Here is a 23,283-nt window from a genome sequence, read left to right on the forward strand (position 1 = left end):
GGAGCCGTGCTCTATGACCGTTGTTTTCTTACAGGATGAAACCATAGATTTTGTTTATTAGGGCGATAGAGTTCGTAATCTTCCTGCGACATTATGCTCATCAATGTCGTTTTGTTACAACTTAATTTCCTATCCTGTCCTTACGTACAATGCCGGCGGCACGATCAGCCCATAGGATGAACCGTCTTCCACGGAGTCATCCATATGGCTTACTCGCTTCCCGCCACTGTCCTGCAAGTCACCGGCCGCGCCTGGATGCGCCATCCGGACGGATCGCTGACCGAATTGCATGCAGGCAGCCGCATCCCCCCGGATACGGAGATCGTGACGTCATCGGGCGCCACGGTCAGCCTGCAGGTCGAAGGCGGGATGCCCATCCTGATCGGCGAGAACCGCGAAGTCACCCTGACAGATGATGTGGCGGGCGCCGTCGACGCCACGGAAGCGCGCGTGGCGCCCCCGCAAGGCACGGACTCCGACCGGTTGCTCGCCGCGCTGCAAAGCGGCCAGGATCCGTTCGACAACCTGGATCCCACCGCCGCGTTGTCTTCCGGAAGCGCCGGGGACGCCGCCGGTAGCAGCTTTGTGCGCCTGGCGCGTATCCTGGAATCCACCACGCCACTGTCGCTGGAGTATCCCAACCCAGCCGCGGCGCAGACGACCGCCAACGTCCCGGCCGCGGGCGTGGCGGGCGGCGACGGCGGTGGCGCGCCAGATAGCGCGAATACTGGCACTGGAAGCACGGGTAGCGCTGCCGCCCCTTCCACTGGCACGTCCACCGGCACGTCCACCACCGCGCCTGCCAGCGGGAGTGCTCCATCGAGCGAGCCAACGACCGGTGGGCCGTCCACCGGCACTCCGTCCACCGGTACGCCAGTCGACGTACCCCACGTGAACGCGCCGCCCGTGGCCGCGGCGGACACCGCCACGACCACGCAGAACGCTTCCGTCAGCGGCAATATCCTGCGCAACGACACGGATCCGGACAACGACGCGTTGGCGATCGTCACGGTCGGCGACCAGCGCATGGTCACCGGCGGTGTCACGGTGGCGGGCTCCAGCGGCGGAACGTTCACTGTCTATCCGGACGGAAGCTATGTGTTCAATCCCGGCGCCAGCTATCAGCATCTGGGCGCCGGACAGACCGCCACCAGCAGCGCCAGCTATACCGTAACGGACCCCAGCGGGGCGACCTCGACGACCACCGTCACGGTCACCATTAATGGCGTGAACGACGCGCCCGTGTCCACGGGCTTGTCCGATCAGACGGGGCAAGACGCCCAGCAAGGCGTCAATATCGACGTGTCGAGCCACTTCTCCGACGTCGATACCGGCGACAGGCTGACGTACTCCGCCGTCGGGCTGCCGCCTGGGCTGACGATCGATCCGCGCACAGGCGTGATCTCGGGGAACATCGATGCGTCGGCGTCGATGGGCGGCGATCACGGCAAATACCAGGTGGTGGTCACCGCCACGGACGGCAGCGGTGCCAGTACGTCGCAGGCCTTCGCCTGGAACGTCGGTAATCCGGCACCCGTCGCGGCCGACGACAGTGCCGCAGGCGGCCAGAACGAGGTGCTGGGCGGCAACGTCATCGGCGGAGATGCGCAAGGCCATGGCCGAGATCTCGATCCTGACGGCGACCCGCTCACTGTTACCGGCGTCAACGGGCAAGCCGGCAACGTCGGCCTGGCCCTGGCCGGCGATCACGGCGGGACGTTCGTTCTGAACGCGGACGGCAGCTACAGCTTCGACCCTGGCGCCGCATTCAACTACCTGCCCGCGGGCCAGACCCAGGCGACGTCGATCTCCTACACGGTATCGGACGGTCAGGGCGGCGTATCCACGGCCACCTTGACCGTCACGGTTACGGGCACCAACGACGTGCCGGTGATGAGCAGCGGCGTGCACACGGTCACCGAGGACCAGGGCGTTACCGGCGGGCAACTTACCGCCGAAGGCCGCTTGTCCATTACCGACGCCGACACCGGGGAGTCCGCGTTTCGGCCGGGGGCGCATTTCGACGGCAGCACAGGTAATGGCAACGCAGCCCTGGGCACGCTGGTGTTCGACGCCGACGGCTCCTATACCTACACCGTGGCGAACGACAATCCTGTCGTGCAGGGTCTGAAGAGCGGCGAAAGCATCGTCGAAACGTATACGGTGACCAGCCAGGACGGTTCGGCCACCAGCACCATCACCATCACCATCGATGGCACCGACGACCGGGCAGTCATCACGCCCCACGTGCCAGGCGATGACGCAGGCACGGTCACCGAAGACGCGGCCCCGGCCGCCAGTGGCAAGCTGGATATCGCCGATCCCGACGCCGGCCAGGCGGTATTCGTGCCGCAAACCGGTACGGCGGGCGCCTACGGCACGTTCGCGATCGCGGCCGACGGCGCCTGGACGTACACGCTGAACAACGCCGATCCAGCCGTGCAGGCGTTCGCCGCCGGCGAAAGCCGGGTCGAACAATTCACCGTGGCGTCCGCCGACGGCACGACGAGCACCGTGACGGTGACCATCCTGGGCACCAACGACATTCCTATCATCAACGCCGCGACAGGCGCGGATGTGGGTTCGGTCACGGAGGACGACGCCAAGACCGCCACAGGCCAGTTCAGCAAGACGGATGTCGACGCCACGGACACGCACACCTGGACGGTGGATGGCAACGCGAAGGGCGCCTACGGTACGTTTGCCGTTGACCAAACCGGCAAGTGGACCTACACGTTGGACAACGCAGCGGCTCAGTCGCTGACGGCGAAGGACCATATCCAGGAAACCTACACCGTCAAGGTTGACGATGGCCATGGCGGAACGGCTACGAAGTCCGTGACCCTGACGATCAACGGCACGGACGACGCCGCGATCATCACCCCGCACGCGACCGGCAGCGATGCTGGCACCGTCAGGGAAGATACGACCCTGACCACCAGCGGCAAGCTGGACATCGTCGATCCCGACGCAGGCCAGGCTGTCTTCGTGCCTCAGGCGAGCACCGCCGGCACATACGGCACCTTCGCCTTGACGACGGACGGAACGTGGACGTACACGCTCAACAACGCCAATCCCGGCGTGCAGGCGCTGGGCGTCAACGAGACCCGGGTCGAACAATTCACCGTCACGTCGGCCGACGGCACGACGAGCACCGTCACGGTGACGGTCCAGGGCACCAACGATGCCCCGACCATCAACGTCCCGACGGGAACGGACGCTGGCTCTGTCACGGAAGACGGTACCAAGACGGCCACCGGGCAGTTCAGTCAAACGGACGTTGATGCGACCGACACGCACGCCTGGACGGTGGATGGCAACGCGAAGGGCGCCTACGGCACGTTCGCCGTTGACCAAACCGGCAAGTGGACGTACACGCTGGACAACGCCGCAGCTCAGTCGCTGACGGCGAAGGACCATATCCAGGAGACCTACACGGTCAAGGTCGACGACGGCCATGGTGGCACGGCCACCAAATCCGTCACGGTGACGATCAACGGCGCGGACGACGGCGCGATCATCACGCCGCATGCCACTGGAAGCGATGCCGGCACGGTCAAGGAAGACACCACGCTGACCACCAGCGGCAAGCTGGACGTTGTCGACGCCGACGCCGGCCAGGCTGTATTCATCCCGCAGTCGAGCACCACCGGCACATACGGCACCTTCGCCCTGACGACGGACGGCACCTGGACGTACACGCTCAATAACGCCACTCCCGCTGTACAGGCACTGGGCGCCAACGAGAGCCGGGTCGAACAGTTCACCGTCACGTCGGCCGACGGCACGACGAGTACCGTCACGGTGACGGTCCAGGGCACCAACGATGCCCCGACGATCAACGCCCCGACGGGCACGGACGCTGGTTCTGTCACGGAAGACGGCGCCAAGATCGCGACCGGCCAGTTCACCCAGACTGATGTCGACGTGACTGACACGCACACCTGGACGGTGGATGGCAGCGCGAAGGGCGCCTACGGTACCTTCGCGGTCGATCAAACCGGCAAGTGGACGTACACGCTGGACAACGCGGCGGCCCAGTCCCTGACGGCGAAGGATCACATCCAGGAAACCTACACCGTCAAGGTTGACGACGGTCATGGCGGAACGGCGACGAAGTCGGTCACGTTGACGATCAACGGCACGGACGATACGGCGATCATTACCCCGCATGCGACCGGCAGCGATGCTGGTACGGTCAAGGAAGACACGACGCTGACCACTAGTGGAAAGCTCGACATAGTCGACCCGGATGCAGGCCAAGCTGTCTTCGCGCCACAAGTGAACACCGTCGGCACCTACGGCACCTTCGCCCTGACGACGGATGGGACGTGGACGTACAACCTGAACAATGCCTCCACGGCGGTTCAGCAACTGGCCGCCGGACAGACTGCAACTGAAACGTTCACGGTCACGTCCGCGGATGGTACGACGAGCGCCGTGACGGTGACTGTCCAGGGCACCAACGACGCGCCCACGATCAACGTTCCGTCGGGAGCCGACTCCGGTTCGGTCACGGAAGACGGCACCAAGACGGCGACTGGTCAGTTCAGCAAGACGGATGTTGACGCCACGGACACGCACACCTGGACGGTGGACGGCAACGCCAAGGGCGCCTACGGCACCTTTGCTGTCGATCAAACTGGCAAGTGGACGTACACGCTGGACAACGCCGCGGCGCAGTCGCTGACGGCAAAGGACCACATCCAGGAAACCTACACCGTCAAGGTTGACGATGGCCATGGCGGAACGGCAACGAAGACCGTGACCCTGACCATCAACGGCACGGACGATGCCGCGATCATCACGCCGCACGCGACCGGCAGCGATGCCGGGACGGTCAAGGAAGACACGACGCTGACCACCAGCGGCAAGCTCGACGTTGTCGACCCAGATGCCGGTCAGGCAGTGTTCGTTCCGCAGACGGGCGCGGTCGGCACGTACGGAAGCTTCTCGCTGACGGCGGACGGCACATGGACCTATACGCTGAACAACGCCTCGACAGCGGTTCAGCAGCTGGCGGCTGGTCAAACGGCGACCGAGACGTTCACGGTGGCAACGGCTGACGGCACGACGAGTACCGTCACGGTGACGGTGCAAGGCACCAACGATGCGCCCACGATTAACGTTCCGTCGGGAGCCGACACCGGTTCGGTTACGGAAGACGGCGGAAAGACCGCGACGGGGCAGTTCAGCAAGACCGATATCGACGCAACCGACACGCACACCTGGACGGTGGATGGCAACGCGAAGGGGGCGTACGGCACGTTCAGCGTGGATCAGACCGGCAAATGGACGTACACGCTGGACAATGCTGCGGCTCAGTCGCTGACCGCTAAGGACCACATTCAGGAAACCTATACGGTCAAGGTCGACGACGGCCATGGCGGCACGGCGACGAAGTCGGTCACGTTGACGATCAACGGCACCGACGACGCGGCGATCATTACGCCGCACGCGACCGGCAGCGACGCCGGCACGGTCAAGGAAGATACGACGCTGACGACCAGCGGCAAGCTCGATGTCGTGGATCCGGACGCTGGCCAGGCGGTATTCGTATCCCAGAACGTGAACGGCCAGTATGGCACCTTCACGATGGGCACGGATGGTACGTGGACATACACGCTGAACAACGCTTCGACGGCGGTTCAGCAGCTCGCCGCCGGTCAGACGGCGACAGAGAAGTTCACGGTTGCGTCGGCTGATGGTTCGACGAGCACGGTGACCGTGACGGTTCAAGGCACCAACGACGCGCCCACGATCAACGTCCCGTTGGGTGCCGACGCCGGTTCGGTCACGGAGGACAGCACCAAGACCGCGACTGGTCAGTTCAGCAAGACTGACGTTGACGCGACAGACACGCACACCTGGACGGTGGATGGCAACGCGAAGGGGGCCTACGGCACGTTCGCTGTCGACCAGACCGGCAAGTGGACGTACACGCTGGACAATGCCGCAGCCCAATCGTTGACCGCGAAAGACCACATCCAGGAAACCTACACCGTCAAGGTCGACGATGGCCACGGCGGCATGGCCACAAAGTCCGTGACCCTGACCATCAACGGCACGGACGACACTGCGATCATCACGCCGCATGCGACCGGCAGCGACGCCGGGACGGTCAAGGAAGACACGACCCTGACGACCAGCGGAAAGTTGGACGTTACCGATCCGGATGCCGGCCAGGCCGTTTTCGTTGCTCAGAATGTGAACGGCCAGTATGGGTCGTTCACGATGGGCACGGACGGTACGTGGACCTATACGCTGAACAACGCCTCGTTGGCAGTCCAGCAACTGGCCGCTGGTCAGACCGCGACCGAGAAGTTCACGGTGGCCTCGGCCGATGGTACGACCAGTACGGTGACGGTGACGGTGCAGGGCACCAACGATGCCCCGACGATCAATGTTCCGTCGGGAGCCGACGCTGGTTCAGTTACGGAAGACGGTACCAAGACCGCGACCGGTCAGTTCAGCAAGACTGACGTGGACGCGACCGACACGCAAACCTGGACGGTGGATGGTAACGCCAAGGGCGCCTACGGCACGTTCGCAGTCGATCAGACCGGTAAGTGGACGTACACGCTCGACAACGCAGCGGCCCAGTCGCTGACGTCGAAGGACCACATCCAGGAAACCTATACGGTCAAGGTCGATGATGGCCACGGCGGCACGGCCACGAAGACCGTGACCCTGACCATCAACGGCACGGACGATGCGGCGATCATCACGCCGCACGCGACAGGCAGCGACGCAGGCACGGTCAAGGAAGATACGACGCTGACGACCAGCGGCAAGCTCGATGTCGTAGATCCGGATGCTGGTCAGGCGGTATTCGTCGCCCAGAGCGTGAATGGCCAGTACGGCTCATTCACGATGGGCACAGATGGGACGTGGACATACAACCTGAACAATGCTTCGACGGCGGTTCAGCAGCTCGCCGCCGGTCAAACGGCAACTGAGAAGTTCACGGTTACATCGGCCGATGGCACGACGAGCACCGTAACGGTGACCGTTCAGGGCACCAACGATGCCCCGACGATCACTGCGCCAGCAGGAACGGACGCTGGTTCCGTCACGGAGGACGGCACCAATACGGCGACCGGCCAGTTCAGCAAAACTGACGTTGACACGACTGACACACACACCTGGACCGTGGATGGCAACGCCGAGGGCGCCTACGGCACCTTCAGCGTAGACCAAACCGGAAAGTGGACCTACACGCTGGACAACGCTGCGGCTCAGTCGCTGACGGCGAAGGACCACATTCAGGAAACCTACACGGTCAAGGTCGACGACGGCCATGGCGGGACGGCCACGAAGTCTGTGACGCTGACCATCAATGGTACGGACGACGCGGCGATCATCACGCCGCACGCGACGGGCAGTGACGCTGGCACGGTCAAGGAAGACACGACGCTGACCACCAGCGGCAAGCTGGACGTTGTCGACCCCGACGTCGGCCAGGCTGTGTTCATCCCGCAGTCGAGCACCGCCGGCACATACGGCACCTTTGCGCTGACGACAGACGGCACCTGGACGTACACGCTCAACAACGCCAGTCCCGCCGTACAGGCGCTGGGCGTCAACGAGAGCCGAGTCGAACAGTTCACCGTTACGTCAGCCGACGGCACGACGAGCACCGTGACGGTGACGGTTCAGGGCACCAACGATGCGCCGACGATCAACGTTCCGACCGGAACCGACGTCGGTTCCGTCATAGAAGACGGCACTAAGACGGCAACTGGTCAGTTCAGCAAGACCGATATCGACGCGACCGACACGCACACCTGGACGGTGGATGGCAACGCGAAGGGCACCTACGGCACGTTCGCTGTCGACCAGACCGGCAAGTGGACGTACACGCTGGACAATTCTGCAGCCCAGTCGCTGACCGCGAAGGATCACATTCAGGAAACCTACACCGTCAAGGTCGACGACGGCCATGGCGGCACGGCGACCAAGTCGGTCACGTTGACGATCAACGGCACGGACGACGCGGCGATTATCACGCCGCACGCGACCGGCAGCGATGCGGGCACGGTCAAGGAGGACACGACGCTGACGACCAGCGGCAAGCTGGATGTCGTGGATCCAGATGCCGGTCAAGCCGTGTTCGTTGCCCAGAATGTGAACGGCCAGTACGGCTCATTCACGATAGGCACGGATGGTACGTGGACGTACACGCTGAACAACGCCGCGACGGCGGTCCAGCAATTGGCGGCTGGTCAAACGGCGACCGAGAACTTCACGGTGGCATCGGCCGACGGCACGACCAGCATCGTGACGGTGACGGTCCAGGGCACCAACGACGCCCCGACCATCAACGTCCCGACGGGAACGGACGCTGGCTCGGTCACGGAGGACGGCACCAAGACGGCAACCGGCCAATTCAGCAAGACGGACATTGACGCGACTGACACGCACACTTGGACCGTCGATGGCGACGCGAAGGGCGCCTATGGCACCTTCGCTGTTGACCAGACCGGCAAGTGGACCTACACGCTGGACAACGCCGCGGCTCAGTCGCTGACGGCGAAGGACCACATCCAGGAAACCTACACCGTCAAGGTCGACGACGGCCACGGCGGAACCGCGACGAAGTCTGTCACTGTCACGATTAGCGGTGCGGATGACGGCGCGATCATCACGCCGCATGCGACCGGCAGCGACGCGGGTGCGGTCAAGGAAGACACGACGCTGACGACCAGCGGTAAGCTCGACGTCGCGGATCCGGACGCCGGTCAGGCTGTCTTCGTGCCGCAAACGAGCACCGCCGGCACCTACGGCACCTTCGCCCTGACGACGGACGGGACGTGGACATACAACCTGAACAATGCCTCCTCGGCGGTTCAGCAACTGGCCGCCGGACAGACTGCAACTGAAACGTTCACGGTCACGTCAGCGGATGGCACGACGAGCACCGTGACGGTGACTGTCCAGGGCACCAACGACGCGCCCACGATCAACGTCCCGACGGGAACGGACGCCGGTTCGGTCACGGAAGACGGTACCAAGACGGCGACTGGTCAGTTCAGCAAGACCGACATTGACGCAACCGACACGCACACTTGGACGGTCGATGGCAACGCCAAGGGCGCCTACGGTACCTTCGCGGTCGATCAAACCGGCAAGTGGACCTACACGCTGGACAACGCCGCAGCGCAGTCGCTGACCGCGAAAGACCACATCCAGGAAACCTACACGGTCAAGGTCGACGACGGCCACGGCGGCACGGCCACGAAGTCTGTGACCCTGACCATCAATGGCACGGACGATGCGGCGATCATTACCCCTCACGCGACGGGCAGCGACGCAGGCACGGTCAAGGAAGACACCACGCTGACTACCAGCGGAAAGTTGGATATAGTCGACCCGGACGCTGGCCAGGCAGTCTTCGTGCCACAAGCGAGCACCGCCGGCACATACGGCACTTTCGGCCTGACGACGGACGGAACTTGGACGTACACGCTCAACAACACCAGTTCCGCCGTGCAGGCACTGGGCGTCAACGAGAGCCGAGTCGAACAGTTCACTGTCACGTCGGCCGACGGCACGACGAGCACCGTAACGGTGACCGTTCAAGGCACCAACGACGCCCCGACGATCAACGCTCCGACTGGAACGGACGCCGGCTCCATCACGGAGGACAGTACCAAGACTGCGACGGGTCAGTTCAGTCAAACGGACGTTGATGCGACCGACACGCACGCCTGGACGGTGGATGGCAATGCGAAGGGCGCCTACGGCACGTTCGCGGTCGACCAGACCGGCAAGTGGACCTACACGCTGGACAACGCGGCGGCGCAGTCGCTGACCGCGAAGGACCACATCCAGGAAACCTACACCGTCAAGGTCGACGACGGCCACGGTGGCACGGCCACGAAGTCTGTGACGCTGACCATAAATGGTACGGACGACGCGGCCATCATCACGCCGCACGCGACCGGCAGCGACGCCGGCACGGTCAAGGAAGACACGACGCTGACGACCAGCGGCAAGCTCGATGTCGTCGATCCGGACGCTGGCCAGGCGGTATTCGTATCCCAGAACGTGAATGGCCAGTATGGCACCTTCACGATGGGCACGGATGGTACGTGGACATACACGCTGAACAACGCTTCGACGGCGGTTCAGCAGCTCGCCGCCGGTCAGACGGCGACCGAGAAGTTCACGGTGGCCTCGGCTGATGGTTCGACGAGCACGGTGACCGTGACGGTTCAAGGCACCAACGACGCGCCCACGATCAACGTCCCGTCGGGTGCCGACGCCGGATCGGTCACGGAGGACGGCACCAAGACCGCAACTGGTCAGTTCAGCAAGACTGATGTTGACGCGACCGACACGCACACCTGGACGGTGGATGGCAACGCGAAGGGGGCCTACGGTACCTTCAGCGTCGACCAGACTGGCAAGTGGACGTACACGTTGGACAACGCGGCGGCCCAGTCGCTGACCGCGAAAGACCACATCCAGGAAACCTACACCGTCAAGGTCGACGACGGCCACGGCGGCACGGCCACGAAGTCGGTCACGTTGACGATCAACGGCACGGACGACGGCGCGATCATCACGCCGCATGCCACTGGAAGCGATGCCGGCACGGTCAAGGAAGACACCACGCTGACCACCAGCGGCAAGCTGGACGTTGTCGACGCCGACGCCGGCCAGGCTGTGTTCATCCCGCAGTCGAGCACCGCCGGCACATACGGCACCTTCGCCCTGACGACGGACGGCACCTGGACGTACACGCTCAATAACACCACTTCCGCTGTACAAGCACTGGGTGCCAACGAGAGCCGAGTCGAACAGTTCTCCGTCACGTCGGCCGACGGCACGACCAGCATCGTGACGGTGACTGTCCAGGGCACCAACGACGCCCCGACCATCAACGTCCCGACCGGAACGGACGCTGGCTCAGTCACGGAGGACGGCACCAAGACGGCAACCGGCCAGTTCAGCAAGACCGACATCGACACCACGGACACGCACACCTGGACGGTGGATGGCAACGCGAAGGGCGCCTACGGCACGTTTGCCGTTGACCAAACCGGCAAGTGGACGTACACGCTGGACAACGCCGCGGCGCAGTCGCTGACGGCGAAGGACCACATCCAGGAAACCTATACGGTCAAGGTCGACGATGGCCACGGCGGCACGGCGACGAAGTCGGTCACGTTGACGATCAATGGCACGGACGACGCGGCCATCATCACGCCGCACGCGACGGGCAGCGACGCTGGCACGGTCAAGGAAGACACGACGCTGACGACCAGCGGCAAGCTCGATGTCGTGGATCCGGACGCTGGCCAGGCGGTATTCCTGCCGCAGACGGCTGTAGTCGGCACCTACGGGAGCTTCTCGTTAACCGCGGATGGCACGTGGACGTATACGTTGAACAATGCTACGACAGCGGTTCAACAACTGGCGGCAGGTCAGACGGCGACCGAGAAGTTCACGGTGGCATCGGCTGATGGTACGACCAGTACGGTGACGGTAACGGTGCAAGGCACCAACGACGCTCCGACCATCAACGTCCCGACAGGGACGGACGCTGGCTCAGTCACGGAGGACGGCACCAAGACGGCGACCGGCCAGTTCAGCAAAACTGACGTTGACACGACTGACACACACACCTGGACCGTAGATGGCAACGCCAAAGGCGCCTACGGCACCTTCAGCGTAGACCAGACCGGAAAGTGGACGTATACGCTGGACAACACCGCAGCTCAGTCGCTGACGGCGAAGGACCACATCCAGGAGACCTATACCGTCAAGGTCGACGACGGCCACGGCGGCACGGCGACGAAGTCGGTCACGTTAACGATCAACGGCGCGGACGACGCGGCGATCATCACGCCGCACGCGACGGGCAGCGACGCTGGCACGGTCAAGGAAGATACGACGCTGACGACCAGCGGCAAGCTCGATGTTGTCGATCCGGACGCCGGGCAGGCTGTCTTTTTTGCGCAGAATGTGAGCGGCCAATACGGCTCGTTCACGATGGGTACGGATGGTACATGGACCTATACGCTGAACAATGCCTCGACGGCAGTTCAGCAACTGGCGGCAGGTCAGACGGCGACCGAGAAGTTCACGGTGGCATCGGCCGACGGCACGACGAGCACCGTCACGGTGACGGTCCAGGGCACCAACGATGCCCCGACCATCAACGTCCCGACGGGAACGGACGCCGGCTCGGTCACGGAGGACGGCACCAAGACCGCTACTGGTCAGTTCAGCAAGACGGATATCGACGCGACCGACACGCACACCTGGACGGTGGATGGCAACGCGAAGGGCGCCTACGGTACCTTCGCGGTCGATCAAACCGGCAAGTGGACGTACACGCTGGACAATGCCGCAGCCCAATCGTTGACCGCGAAGGACCACATCCAGGAGACTTACACCGTCAAGGTCGATGACGGCCACGGCGGCACGGCCATGAAGACCGTGACCCTGACCATCAACGGCACGGACGATGCTGCGATCATCACGCCGCACGCGACCGGCAGCGATGCCGGGACGGTCAAGGAAGACACGACGCTGACCACCAGCGGCAAGCTCGACGTTGTCGACCCAGATGCCGGTCAGGCAGTGTTCGTTCCGCAGACGGGTGCGGTCGGCACGTACGGAAGCTTCTCGCTGACGGCGGACGGCACATGGACCTATACGCTGAACAACGCCTCGACGGCAGTTCAGCAACTGGCGGCCGGTCAGACGGCGACCGAGAAGTTCACGGTGGCATCGGCTGACGGCACGACGAGCACCGTCACGGTGACGATCCAGGGCACCAACGATGCCCCGACCATCAACGTCCCGACGGGAACGGACGCTGGCTCGGTCACGGAGGACGGCACCAAGACGGCAACCGGCCAGTTCAGCAAGACCGACATCGACGCCACGGACACTCATACCTGGACGGTGGATGGCAACGCGAAGGGCGCCTACGGCACGTTCGCCGTTGACCAAACCGGCAAGTGGACGTACACGCTGGACAACGCCGCAGCGCAGTCGCTGACGGCAAAGGACCACATCCAGGAAACCTACACCGTCAAGGTGGACGACGGCCATGGCGGGACGGCCACAAAGTCCGTGACCCTGACGATCAACGGTACGGACGATGCCGCGATCATCACGCCGCACGCGACCGGCAGCGACGCCGGGACGGTCAAGGAAGACACGACCCTGACGACCAGCGGCAAGCTCGACGTCGTCGATCCGGACGCAGGTCAGGCTGTATTCGTCCCGCAGGCGAGCACCGCCGGCACATACGGCACTTTCGCCCTGACGACGGACGGAACTTGGACGTACACGCTCAACAACGCTAATCCCGGCGTGCAGGCGCTGGGCGTCAACGAGACCCGGGTCGAACAATTCACCGTCACGTCGGCCGACGGCACGACGAGCACCGTCACGGTGACGGTCCAGGGCACCAACGACGCCCCGACGATCAACGCCCCGACGGGCACGGATGCTGGTTCCGTCACGGAAGACGGCACCAAGACGGCAACCGGCCAGTTCAGCAAGACCGACATCGACGCCACGGACACTCATACGTGGACGGTGGATGGCAACGCCAAGGGCGCCTATGGCACCTTCAGTGTCGACCAGACCGGCAAGTGGACGTACACGCTGGACAATGCTGCAGCCCAGTCGCTGACGGCAAAGGACCACATCCAGGAGACCTACACGGTCAAGATCGACGACGGCCACGGCGGGACAGCAACGAAGTCGGTCACGTTGACGATCAACGGCACAGACGACGCGGCGATCATCACGCCGCACGCGACAGGCAGCGACGCCGGGACGGTCAAGGAAGACACGACGCTGACGACCAGCGGCAAGCTCGATGTCGTCGATCCGGACGTTGGCCAGGCGGTATTCGTATCCCAGAACGTGAACGGCCAGTATGGAACCTTCACGATGGGCACGGATGGTACGTGGACATACACGCTGAACAACGCTTCGACGGCGGTTCAGCAGCTCGCCGCCGGTCAGACGGCGACCGAGAAGTTCACGGTGGCGTCCGCTGATGGTACGACCAGCACGATCACTGTGACTGTGCAAGGCACCAATGATGCCCCGACCATCAACGTCCCGACGGGAACGGACACTGGCTCGGTCACGGAAGACGGTACCAAGATCGCAACTGGTCAGTTCAGCAAGACTGACGTTGACACGACCGACACGCACACCTGGACGGTGGACGGCAACGCCAAGGGGGCGTACGGCACGTTCAGCGTGGATCAGACCGGCAAGTGGACATACACGCTGGACAACGCCGCGGCCCAGTCACTGACCGCCAAGGACCACATCCAGGAAACCTACACCGTCAAGGTCGACGACGGCCATGGCGGGACGGCGACCAAGTCGGTCACGTTGACGGTCAACGGCACCGACGACGCGGCGATCATTACCCCGCACGCGACAGGTAGCGACGCTGGCACGGTCAAGGAAGACACGACGCTGACGACCAGCGGCAAGCTCGATGTCGTCGATCCGGACGCAGGCCAGGCGGTCTTCGTGCCACAAGCGAGCACCGCCGGCGCATACGGCACCTTTGCCCTGACGACGGACGGGACGTGGACGTATAACCTGAACAATGCCTCTACGGCGGTTCAGCAATTGGCAGCCGGTCAAACGGCAACTGAGAAGTTCACGGTCACGTCGGCCGATGGCACGACGAGCACCGTGACGGTGACCGTTCAGGGCACCAACGACGCTCCGACGATCAACGTACCGACAGGAACGGACGCTGGTTCTGTCACGGAAGATGGGACCAAGACGGCGACCGGTCAGTTCAGCAAGACCGACGTTGACGCGACCGATACGCACACCTGGACCGTGGATGGAAATGCGAAGGGCGCCTATGGCACGTTCGCGGTCGACCAGACCGGCAAGTGGACCTACACGCTGGACAACGCCGCCGCTCAGTCGCTGACCGCGAAGGACCACATCCAGGAAACCTATACGGTCAAGGTCGACGACGGCCACGGTGGCACGGCCACGAAATCTGTGACGCTGACGATCAATGGCACGGACGACGCGGCGATCATCACGCCGCACGCGACCGGCAGCGACGCAGGCACGGTCAAGGAAGATACGACGCTGACGACCAGCGGCAAGCTGGATGTCGTGGATCCGGACGCTGGCCAGGCGGTATTCGTATCCCAGAACGTGAACGGCCAGTATGGCACCTTCACGATGGGCACGGATGGTACGTGGACGTACACGCTGAACAACGCTTCGACGGCGGTTCAGCAGCTCGCCGCCGGTCAGACGGCGACCGAGAAGTTCACGGTTGCGTCGGCTGATGGTTCGACGAGCACGGTGACCGTGACGGTTCAAGGCACCAACGACGCGCCCACGATCAACGTCCCGTCGGGAGCCGACGCCGGATCGGTCACGGAGGACGGCACCAAGACCGCAACTGGTCAGTTCAGCAAGACGGATATCGACGCCACCGACACGCACATCTGGACGGTGGATGGCAACGCGAAGGGCGCCTACGGTACCTTCAGCGTCGACCAGACTGGCAAGTGGACGTACACGCTGGACAATTCTGCAGCCCAGTCGCTGACCGCGAAGGATCACATCCAGGAAACCTATACGGTTAAGGTCGACGACGGCCACGGCGGCACGGCCACGAAGTCTGTGACCCTGACCATCAACGGCACGGACGATGCGGCGATCATCACGCCGCACGCGACCGGCAGCGACGCCGGCACGGTCAAGGAAGACACGACGCTGACGACCAGCGGCAAGCTCGATGTCGTAGATCCGGATGCTGGTCAGGCGGTATTCGTCGCCCAGAGCGTGAATGGCCAGTACGGCTCATTCACGATGGGCACAGATGGGACGTGGACATACAACCTGAACAATGCCTCGGCGGCGGTTCAGCAATTGGCGGCCGGTCAAACGGCAACTGAGAAGTTCACGGTTACATCGGCCGATGGCACGACGAGCACCGTAACGGTGACCGTTCAGGGCACCAACGATGCCCCGACGATCACTGCGCCGGCAGGAGCGGACGCTGGTTCCGTCACGGAAGACGGTACCAAGACGGCGACCGGTCAGTTCAGCAAGACCGACGTTGACGCGACTGATACGCACACCTGGACGGTCGACGGAAACGCGAAGGGGACCTACGGTACCTTCAGCGTCGACCAAACCGGCAAGTGGACGTACACGCTGGACAACACCGCAGCGCAGTCTCTGACGTCGAAGGACCACATCCAGGAAACCTATACGGTCAAGGTCGATGATGGCCACGGCGGCACGGCCACGAAGTCCGTGACCCTGACCATCAACGGCACGGACGATGCGGCGATCATCACGCCGCACGCGACCGGCAGCGACGCCGGCACGGTCAAGGAAGACACGACGCTGACGACCAGCGGCAAGCTCGATGTCGTAGATCCGGACGCAGGCCAGGCGGTCTTCGTGCCCCAAGCGAGCACCGCCGGCGCATACGGCACCTTTGCCCTGACGACGGACGGGACGTGGACGTATAACCTGAACAATGCCTCTACGGCGGTTCAGCAATTGGCAGCCGGTCAAACGGCAACTGAGAAGTTCACGGTCACGTCGGCCGATGGCACGACGAGCACCGTGACGGTGACCGTTCAGGGCACCAACGACGCTCCGACGATCAACGTACCGACAGGAACGGACGCTGGTTCTGTCACGGAGGATGGGACCAAGACGGCGACCGGTCAGTTCAGCAAGACCGACGTTGATGCGACCGATACGCACACCTGGACCGTGGATGGAAATGCGAAGGGCGCCTACGGCACGTTCGCGGTCGACCAGACCGGCAAGTGGACCTACACGCTGGACAACGCCGCCGCTCAGTCGCTGACCGCGAAGGATCACATCCAGGAAACCTATACGGTCAAGGTCGACGACGGCCACGGTGGCACGGCCACGAAGTCTGTGACGCTGACCATAAATGGTACGGACGACGCGGCCATCATCACGCCGCACGCGACAGGCAGCGACGCTGGGACAGTCAAGGAAGACACGACGCTGACGACCAGCGGCAAGCTCGATGTCGTCGATCCGGACGCTGGCCAGGCGGTATTCGTATCCCAGAACGTGAATGGCCAGTATGGCACCTTCACGATGGGCAGGGATGGTACGTGGACGTACACGCTGAACAACGCTTCGACGGCGGTTCAGCAGCTCGCCGCCGGTCAGACGGCGACAGAGAAGTTCACGGTTGCGTCGGCTGATGGTTCGACGAGCACGGTGACCGTGACGGTTCAAGGCACCAACGACGCGCCCACGATCAACGTCCCGACGGGTGCCGACGCCGGTTCGGTCACGGAGGACGGCACCAAGACCGCGACTGGTCAGTTCAGCAAGACTGACGTTGACGCGACCGATACGCACACCTGGACGGTGGATGGCAACGCGAAGGGGGCGTACGGCACGTTCAGCGTGGATCAGACCGGCAAGTGGACGTACACGTTGGACAACGCGGCGGCTCAGTCGCTGACGTCGAAGGACCACATCCAGGAAACCTACACCGTCAAGGTCGACGACGGCCACGGCGGCACGGCCACGAAGTCGGTCACGTTGACGATCAACGGCACGGACGATGCGGCGATCATTACCCCGCATGCGACCGGCAGCGATGCTGGTACGGTCAAGGAAGACACGACGCTGACGACTAGCGGCAAGCTCGATGTCGTGGATCCGGACGCCGGGCAGGCGGTATTCCTGCCGCAGACGGCTGTAGTCGGCACCTACGGGAGCTTCTCGTTAACCGCGGATGGCACGTGGACGTATACGTTGAACAATGCTACGACAGCGGTTCAACAACTGGCGGCTGGTCAGACGGCGACCGAGAAGTTCACGGTGGCATCCGCTGACGGCACTACCAGCACGGTCACGGTGACGGTCCAGGGCACCAATGATGCGCCGGTCATCAATGCGCCGGCGGGGACAACGCTCGGCTCCGTGACAGAAGACGGCTCCAGGACCGCAACCGGTCAGTTCAGCAAGACCGACGTTGACGCGACTGATACCCACACCTGGACGGTCGACGGAAACGCGAAGGGGACCTACGGTACCTTCAGCGTGGACCAGACCGGCAAGTGGACGTACACGCTGGACAACACCGCAGCGCAGTCTCTGACGGCGAAGGACCACGTCCAGGAAACCTACACCGTCAAGGTTGACGATGGCCATGGCGGAACGGCAACGAAGACCGTGACCCTGACCATCAACGGCACGGACGATGCCGCGATCATCACGCCGCACGCGACCGGCAGCGATGCCGGGACGGTCAAGGAAGACACGACGCTGACCACCAGCGGCAAGCTCGACGTTGTCGACCCAGATGCCGGTCAGGCAGTGTTCGTTCCGCAGACGGGCGCGGTCGGCACGTACGGAAGCTTCTCGCTGACGGCGGACGGCACATGGACCTATACGCTGAACAACGCCTCGACGGCAGTCCAGCAACTGGCGGCCGGTCAAACGGCGACCGAGAAGTTCACGGTGGCATCGGCTGACGGCACGACGAGCACCGTCACGGTGACGGTCCAGGGCACCAACGACGCTCCGACCATCAACGTCCCGACGGGAACGGACGCCGGCTCGGTCACGGAGGACGGTACCAAGACGGCGACCGGTCAGTTCAGCAAGACCGACGTTGACGCGACCGATACGCACACTTGGACGGTCGATGGCAACGCCAAGGGCGCCTACGGCACGTTCGCCGTTGACCAAACCGGCAAGTGGACGTACACGCTGGACAACGTCGCAGCTCAGTCGCTGACGGCGAAGGACCACATCCAGGAAACCTACACGGTCAAGGTCGACGACGGCCATGGCGGCACGGCCACAAAGTCCGTGACCCTGACGATCAACGGCACGGACGACGCCGCGATCATCACGCCGCACGCGACCGGCAGCGACGCCGGTACGGTCAAGGAAGACACGACGCTGACCACCAGCGGCAAGCTGGACATCGTCGATTCCGATGCCGGCCAGGCGGTGTTCATCACGCAGAACGTCACCGCGCAATACGGCACCTTCACCCTGGGTAGCGACGGCACCTGGACGTACACGCTGAACAACAACGCGCCCGCGGTGCAAGCTCTGGCCGTGAACCAGACCATGACGGAAACCTTCACGGTTTCCTCCGCGGATGGTACGACCGCCAAAGTCAACGTGACCATCCAGGGCACCAACGACGCCCCGGTCATTACGCTCCCCGCCGGCGGCGCCGACGCGGGCGCGGTCACGGAAGATGGCACCAAGGTCGTTTCCGGCCAACTGGCGCGCACCGACGTCGACAGCACGGACACGGCAACCTGGACGATCCAGGGAACCGCCAAGGGCACGTATGGGACGATCGCGGTGGACAACACCGGGAAGTGGACCTATACGCTCGACAACGCCGCCGCGCAGTCCCTGAAGGCCGGCGACAAGGTCACCGAGACCTATACCGTCAAGGTCGATGACGGTCATGGCGGGACGGACGTCCATGCTGTAACCATCACGATCAACGGCACGAATGACGTACCCGTCATCGTGGGCCGAGGCGGCGACGGCGTGGGAGACCGCGGTACCGTTATCGAAGACGCATCGTTGACGGCGACTGGCAAACTCGACGTCACCGACGCCGATTCGGGCGAAAGCTACGTCCGTCCGCAGACCGTGCAGGACACCTACGGCACCTTCAGCATCGATGCCAACGGCAACTGGACCTACACGCTGGACAACAGCAACGCTGCGGTCCAGGCGCTGTCGGGCGGGCAATCGCTGGGCACGCGCACCTTTACGGTCACGTCGCTGGACGGGACGGCGACCCATACGGTCAGCGTCAATATCACCGGCACCAATGACGCGCCCACCTCGGCCGCGAACTCCACTCACGTCGAAGTCGGCACCACGCACGTCTTCACGACCAGCGAGTTCGCGTTCTCCGACAGTAATGGAGAAAGCAACAGCCTCCAGAGCGTCATCGTGTCCAGGCTGCCCGACAACGGCACCCTGACGCTGAACGGTTCTGTCGTGACCGCCGGCCAGGCCATATCGGCGAGCGACATCGCCGCCGGCAAGCTGGTCTATACGCCCGGCGCGACTGGCGCGGATGCGTCGTTCGGCTTCCAGGTGCGCGACACCGGTGGTACGGCCAATGGCGGCAAGGACACCTCGGGCGAGTACAACTTCTCCGTGGTGACCGACAACCTGATCCGAGGCACCAATGACGGCAGCGGCTCGGGCGTCATTACCGGCGGATCGGGGGACGATATCGTCATCGGCGATGCGGGCGGGTCCAAGACCACGGTCATCGCCGGCAAGAGCTACAACATCGCCCTGATCGTCGACCATTCCGGCAGCATGGCGTGGGGCCTGGACGGTGGCAGCAATCCGGGCTACGGGCAGGACCGCATGTCGCTGGTGAAGTCCGCGCTGCTGAACCTGCTCGACACCTTGGACAACCACTCGGGCGGCGTCGTCAACGTGGCGCTGATCGGCTTTGGAACGTCCGCCGACAGCACCATCCAGATCCAGAACCTGACGACCAGCAATGTCCAGAGCCTGATCAATGCGATCAACAACATGTCGGCCACCGGCGGCACCAACTACGAAGCGGCGTTCAACTCCGCCGTAAGCTGGTTCAATGCCCAGACCGCAGCAGGCAAGTCGGGCGTCAGCTACGAGAACATGACGTACTTCCTGACTGACGGAGACCCGACCTATTACCTGAACAACAACGGTTCGCGCGGTGGCGACGGATCGACGACCGACGCGACCACCCTGCAGGAATCCATCAACGCCTTCCAGAACCTGAGCAAGGTCACCAGCGTCAATGCAATCGGCGTGGGCGATGGCGTCAGCGCCCAGTATCTGCAGTTCTTCGACAACACCGCCAGTGGCAACGTGAGTACCGTGACTGTTGGCGTGGGGTCTCATTCCGATACCACGCTGGCCAGCTTTGGCAGCCTCTTCGGCAGCGGCATCAACAACCCGTTGAACTGGACGACGACGTCTGGCGGACTCGGTAGCGGCGCCGTTCGCAACCTCGGTGGCTATATGCAGATCACCGATGTCACGGGCAGCGGCGACACCAAGGTGGTGAGCCCCAACATCACGCTCAGTTCGTCCAAGATGGCATTGGCCTTCGATGTTTCGACCAGCAACTTCAACACCGGCGACAGCTTCAAATGGGCCATCGAGAAGCTCAATACCAGCACGGGCCAGTGGGAGACCGTGCAGTCGGGCTCTTCGACCTCGCCGATCTCGAGCGCAGTGGAAATCGAGTCCAACATTCTTGCGGCCGGCACCTATCATCTGGTTTATTCCGTTGGCGACAACACCAGCGGGCTAGGTTCGGCGACCGTCAATATCGACAACATCGAGACGCACTCCTACGGATCGACGATCACCGGCGCGGCCGGCACGGTGGATATCGCACACCAGGCGTCGGATCTGGATACCGTGCTGCAAGGCGGTAGCGTGTCGACCACGCCGGCGACGGTGGGCAGCGACACCATCGACGGCGGCGCCGGCAACGATGTCATCTTCGCGGATACCATCAACACCGACGGCCTGTCCTGGGCCGGCCATCCGGCCGGATCGCATGACGGCCAGGGCATGCAGGGGCTGGTGGACTTCCTGACGTCGACCAACGGCCATGCCGCGACCACGACCGAGCTGTACGACTACATCAAATCCCACAGCGACGATTTCAACGTCGCGGGCGATACCCGGGGGGGCGACGACACCGTGCGCGGCGGGGCGGGCGACGACCTGATCTACGGGCAGGGCGGCAACGACACGCTGATCGGTGGCCAAGGCAACGACACCCTGTACGGTGGGACGGGTAGCGATACTTTCAAGTGGGAATTGAACGACCAGGGCACGACGTCCAGGCCCGCGGTGGACACGATCAAGGATTTCTCCAACGATGCGCCAGCCAGCGGCGGCGACGTGCTGAATCTGAAAGATATGCTGCACAACCCGGCCGACGCGGATCTGTCGAAGTTCCTGAACTTCAGCAAGGACGGCAACAACACCGTGGTGAAGGTCAGCACCGCCGGCGATGTGGCGCATGGTTTCGACCAGAAGATCATCCTGGAAAACGTCGACCTGACGGGCGGCAAGACGGACCAGACCGCGATCATCAACGATTTGCTGCAGAAGGGGAAACTCCAGGGCCACGAATGACGCCGCTCACGGCAGGGCCCGCGGCGTCAGCCGCGTGCCCAGTCGGCGATGAACTCCAGGAATGCCCGCGTTTTTGCCGGGACATGATGTCGGGAGGGATGGAACACATAGAGCGGGAAACGTTCGTCCGTCCAATCGGGAAACAGGTTGACCAGATGGCCGTCGGCGATCAGTTCCGCGGCGCCGAGCTGCAGCATCTGTGCGATGCCGGAACCGGCCAGGCAGGCCTGCAGCAAGGCGCCCGGATCATTGACGGTCAGGCGTCCCTGGGTGGGCACGATCAGCCGCTTGCGACCGCGGTGAAACTCCCACGGAAACGGCCTGCCGGTCTGCGGATCGCGGAACTCCAGGCACCGACGCGCGTGGTCGTGCAGATCCTGGGGGCGGGCAGGGCGGCCCCAGCGCTCGATGTAGGCCGGCGCGGCCACCGTCACCACGGCGGTATCCAGGATCTTGCGTGCGATCAGGGTGGAGTCGCGCGGCTTGCCGAACCGCACCGCGAGGTCGAAGCCTTCGGTGACGAGGTCGCCCAGGCTGTCCCTGGCGATGAGCTCGATTTCCAATTCGGGATAGGCATCCATGAAGCGATCCAGTGCCGTACCCAGGATCGCCCGATAGCACACCGCGTCCACGTTGACCCTGAGCCTGCCGCGAACCGCCGACGCGCTGCCCGACGCCGTGATCGCCGCTTCTTCCAGGCCCGCCAGATGCGGGATCACCTGCTCGTGGAACCGGCGGCCTTCCTCTGTCAGCGACACGGAACGCGTGGTTCGGTTGAATAGCCGGATACCCAGCCGTTTTTCCAATCGGGCGATCGCTCGGCTCACGCCGGGTGGCGACATGCCTATCGTGTCGGCCGCCGCGGCGAACGAGCCGCCGTCGACGATGGCGGCGAAGACGCTGATGCCGCTGGCGACGTTCTCCAGTTTCGTTTTCATGGTGCTGGCATGTATGCAGAGTGAGCTTGCCGCGCGGTATCTTCGTGGTGCCACGCGTGCTGTCGCGTGCTCCCATGCCGCCAGGCCGATGATGCCCGATTGGTGCTTGATTGTCACTTATCAAGTTCCATTAGGATCATTTCGATATGGATGCCAGTAG

Annotated in this window: 2 protein-coding genes; one reads left to right on the forward strand and one right to left on the reverse strand. The window is 63.6% G+C overall.

The features are described from left to right. The first annotated feature begins 204 nt into the window (after window positions 1-204). Window positions 205-22,185 (forward strand): VCBS domain-containing protein, encoded by a 21,981-nt coding sequence (locus CAL12_RS28060; protein WP_157792962.1) that lies wholly within the window; start codon window positions 205-207, stop codon window positions 22,183-22,185. A 26-nt stretch (window positions 22,186-22,211) separates the two neighbouring features. Here the strand turns inward: CAL12_RS28060 and CAL12_RS11435 are convergent, their stop codons facing one another. After that, window positions 22,212-23,123: a LysR family transcriptional regulator gene (locus CAL12_RS11435; RefSeq protein ID WP_086064557.1), complete on the reverse strand. Its 912-nt coding sequence runs from the start codon at window positions 23,121-23,123 to the stop codon at window positions 22,212-22,214. Window positions 23,124-23,283: the final 160 nt, after the last annotated feature.

The sequence above is a fragment of the Bordetella genomosp. 8 genome, from assembly GCF_002119685.1.
GTDB lineage: Bacteria > Pseudomonadota > Gammaproteobacteria > Burkholderiales > Burkholderiaceae_B > Bordetella_C.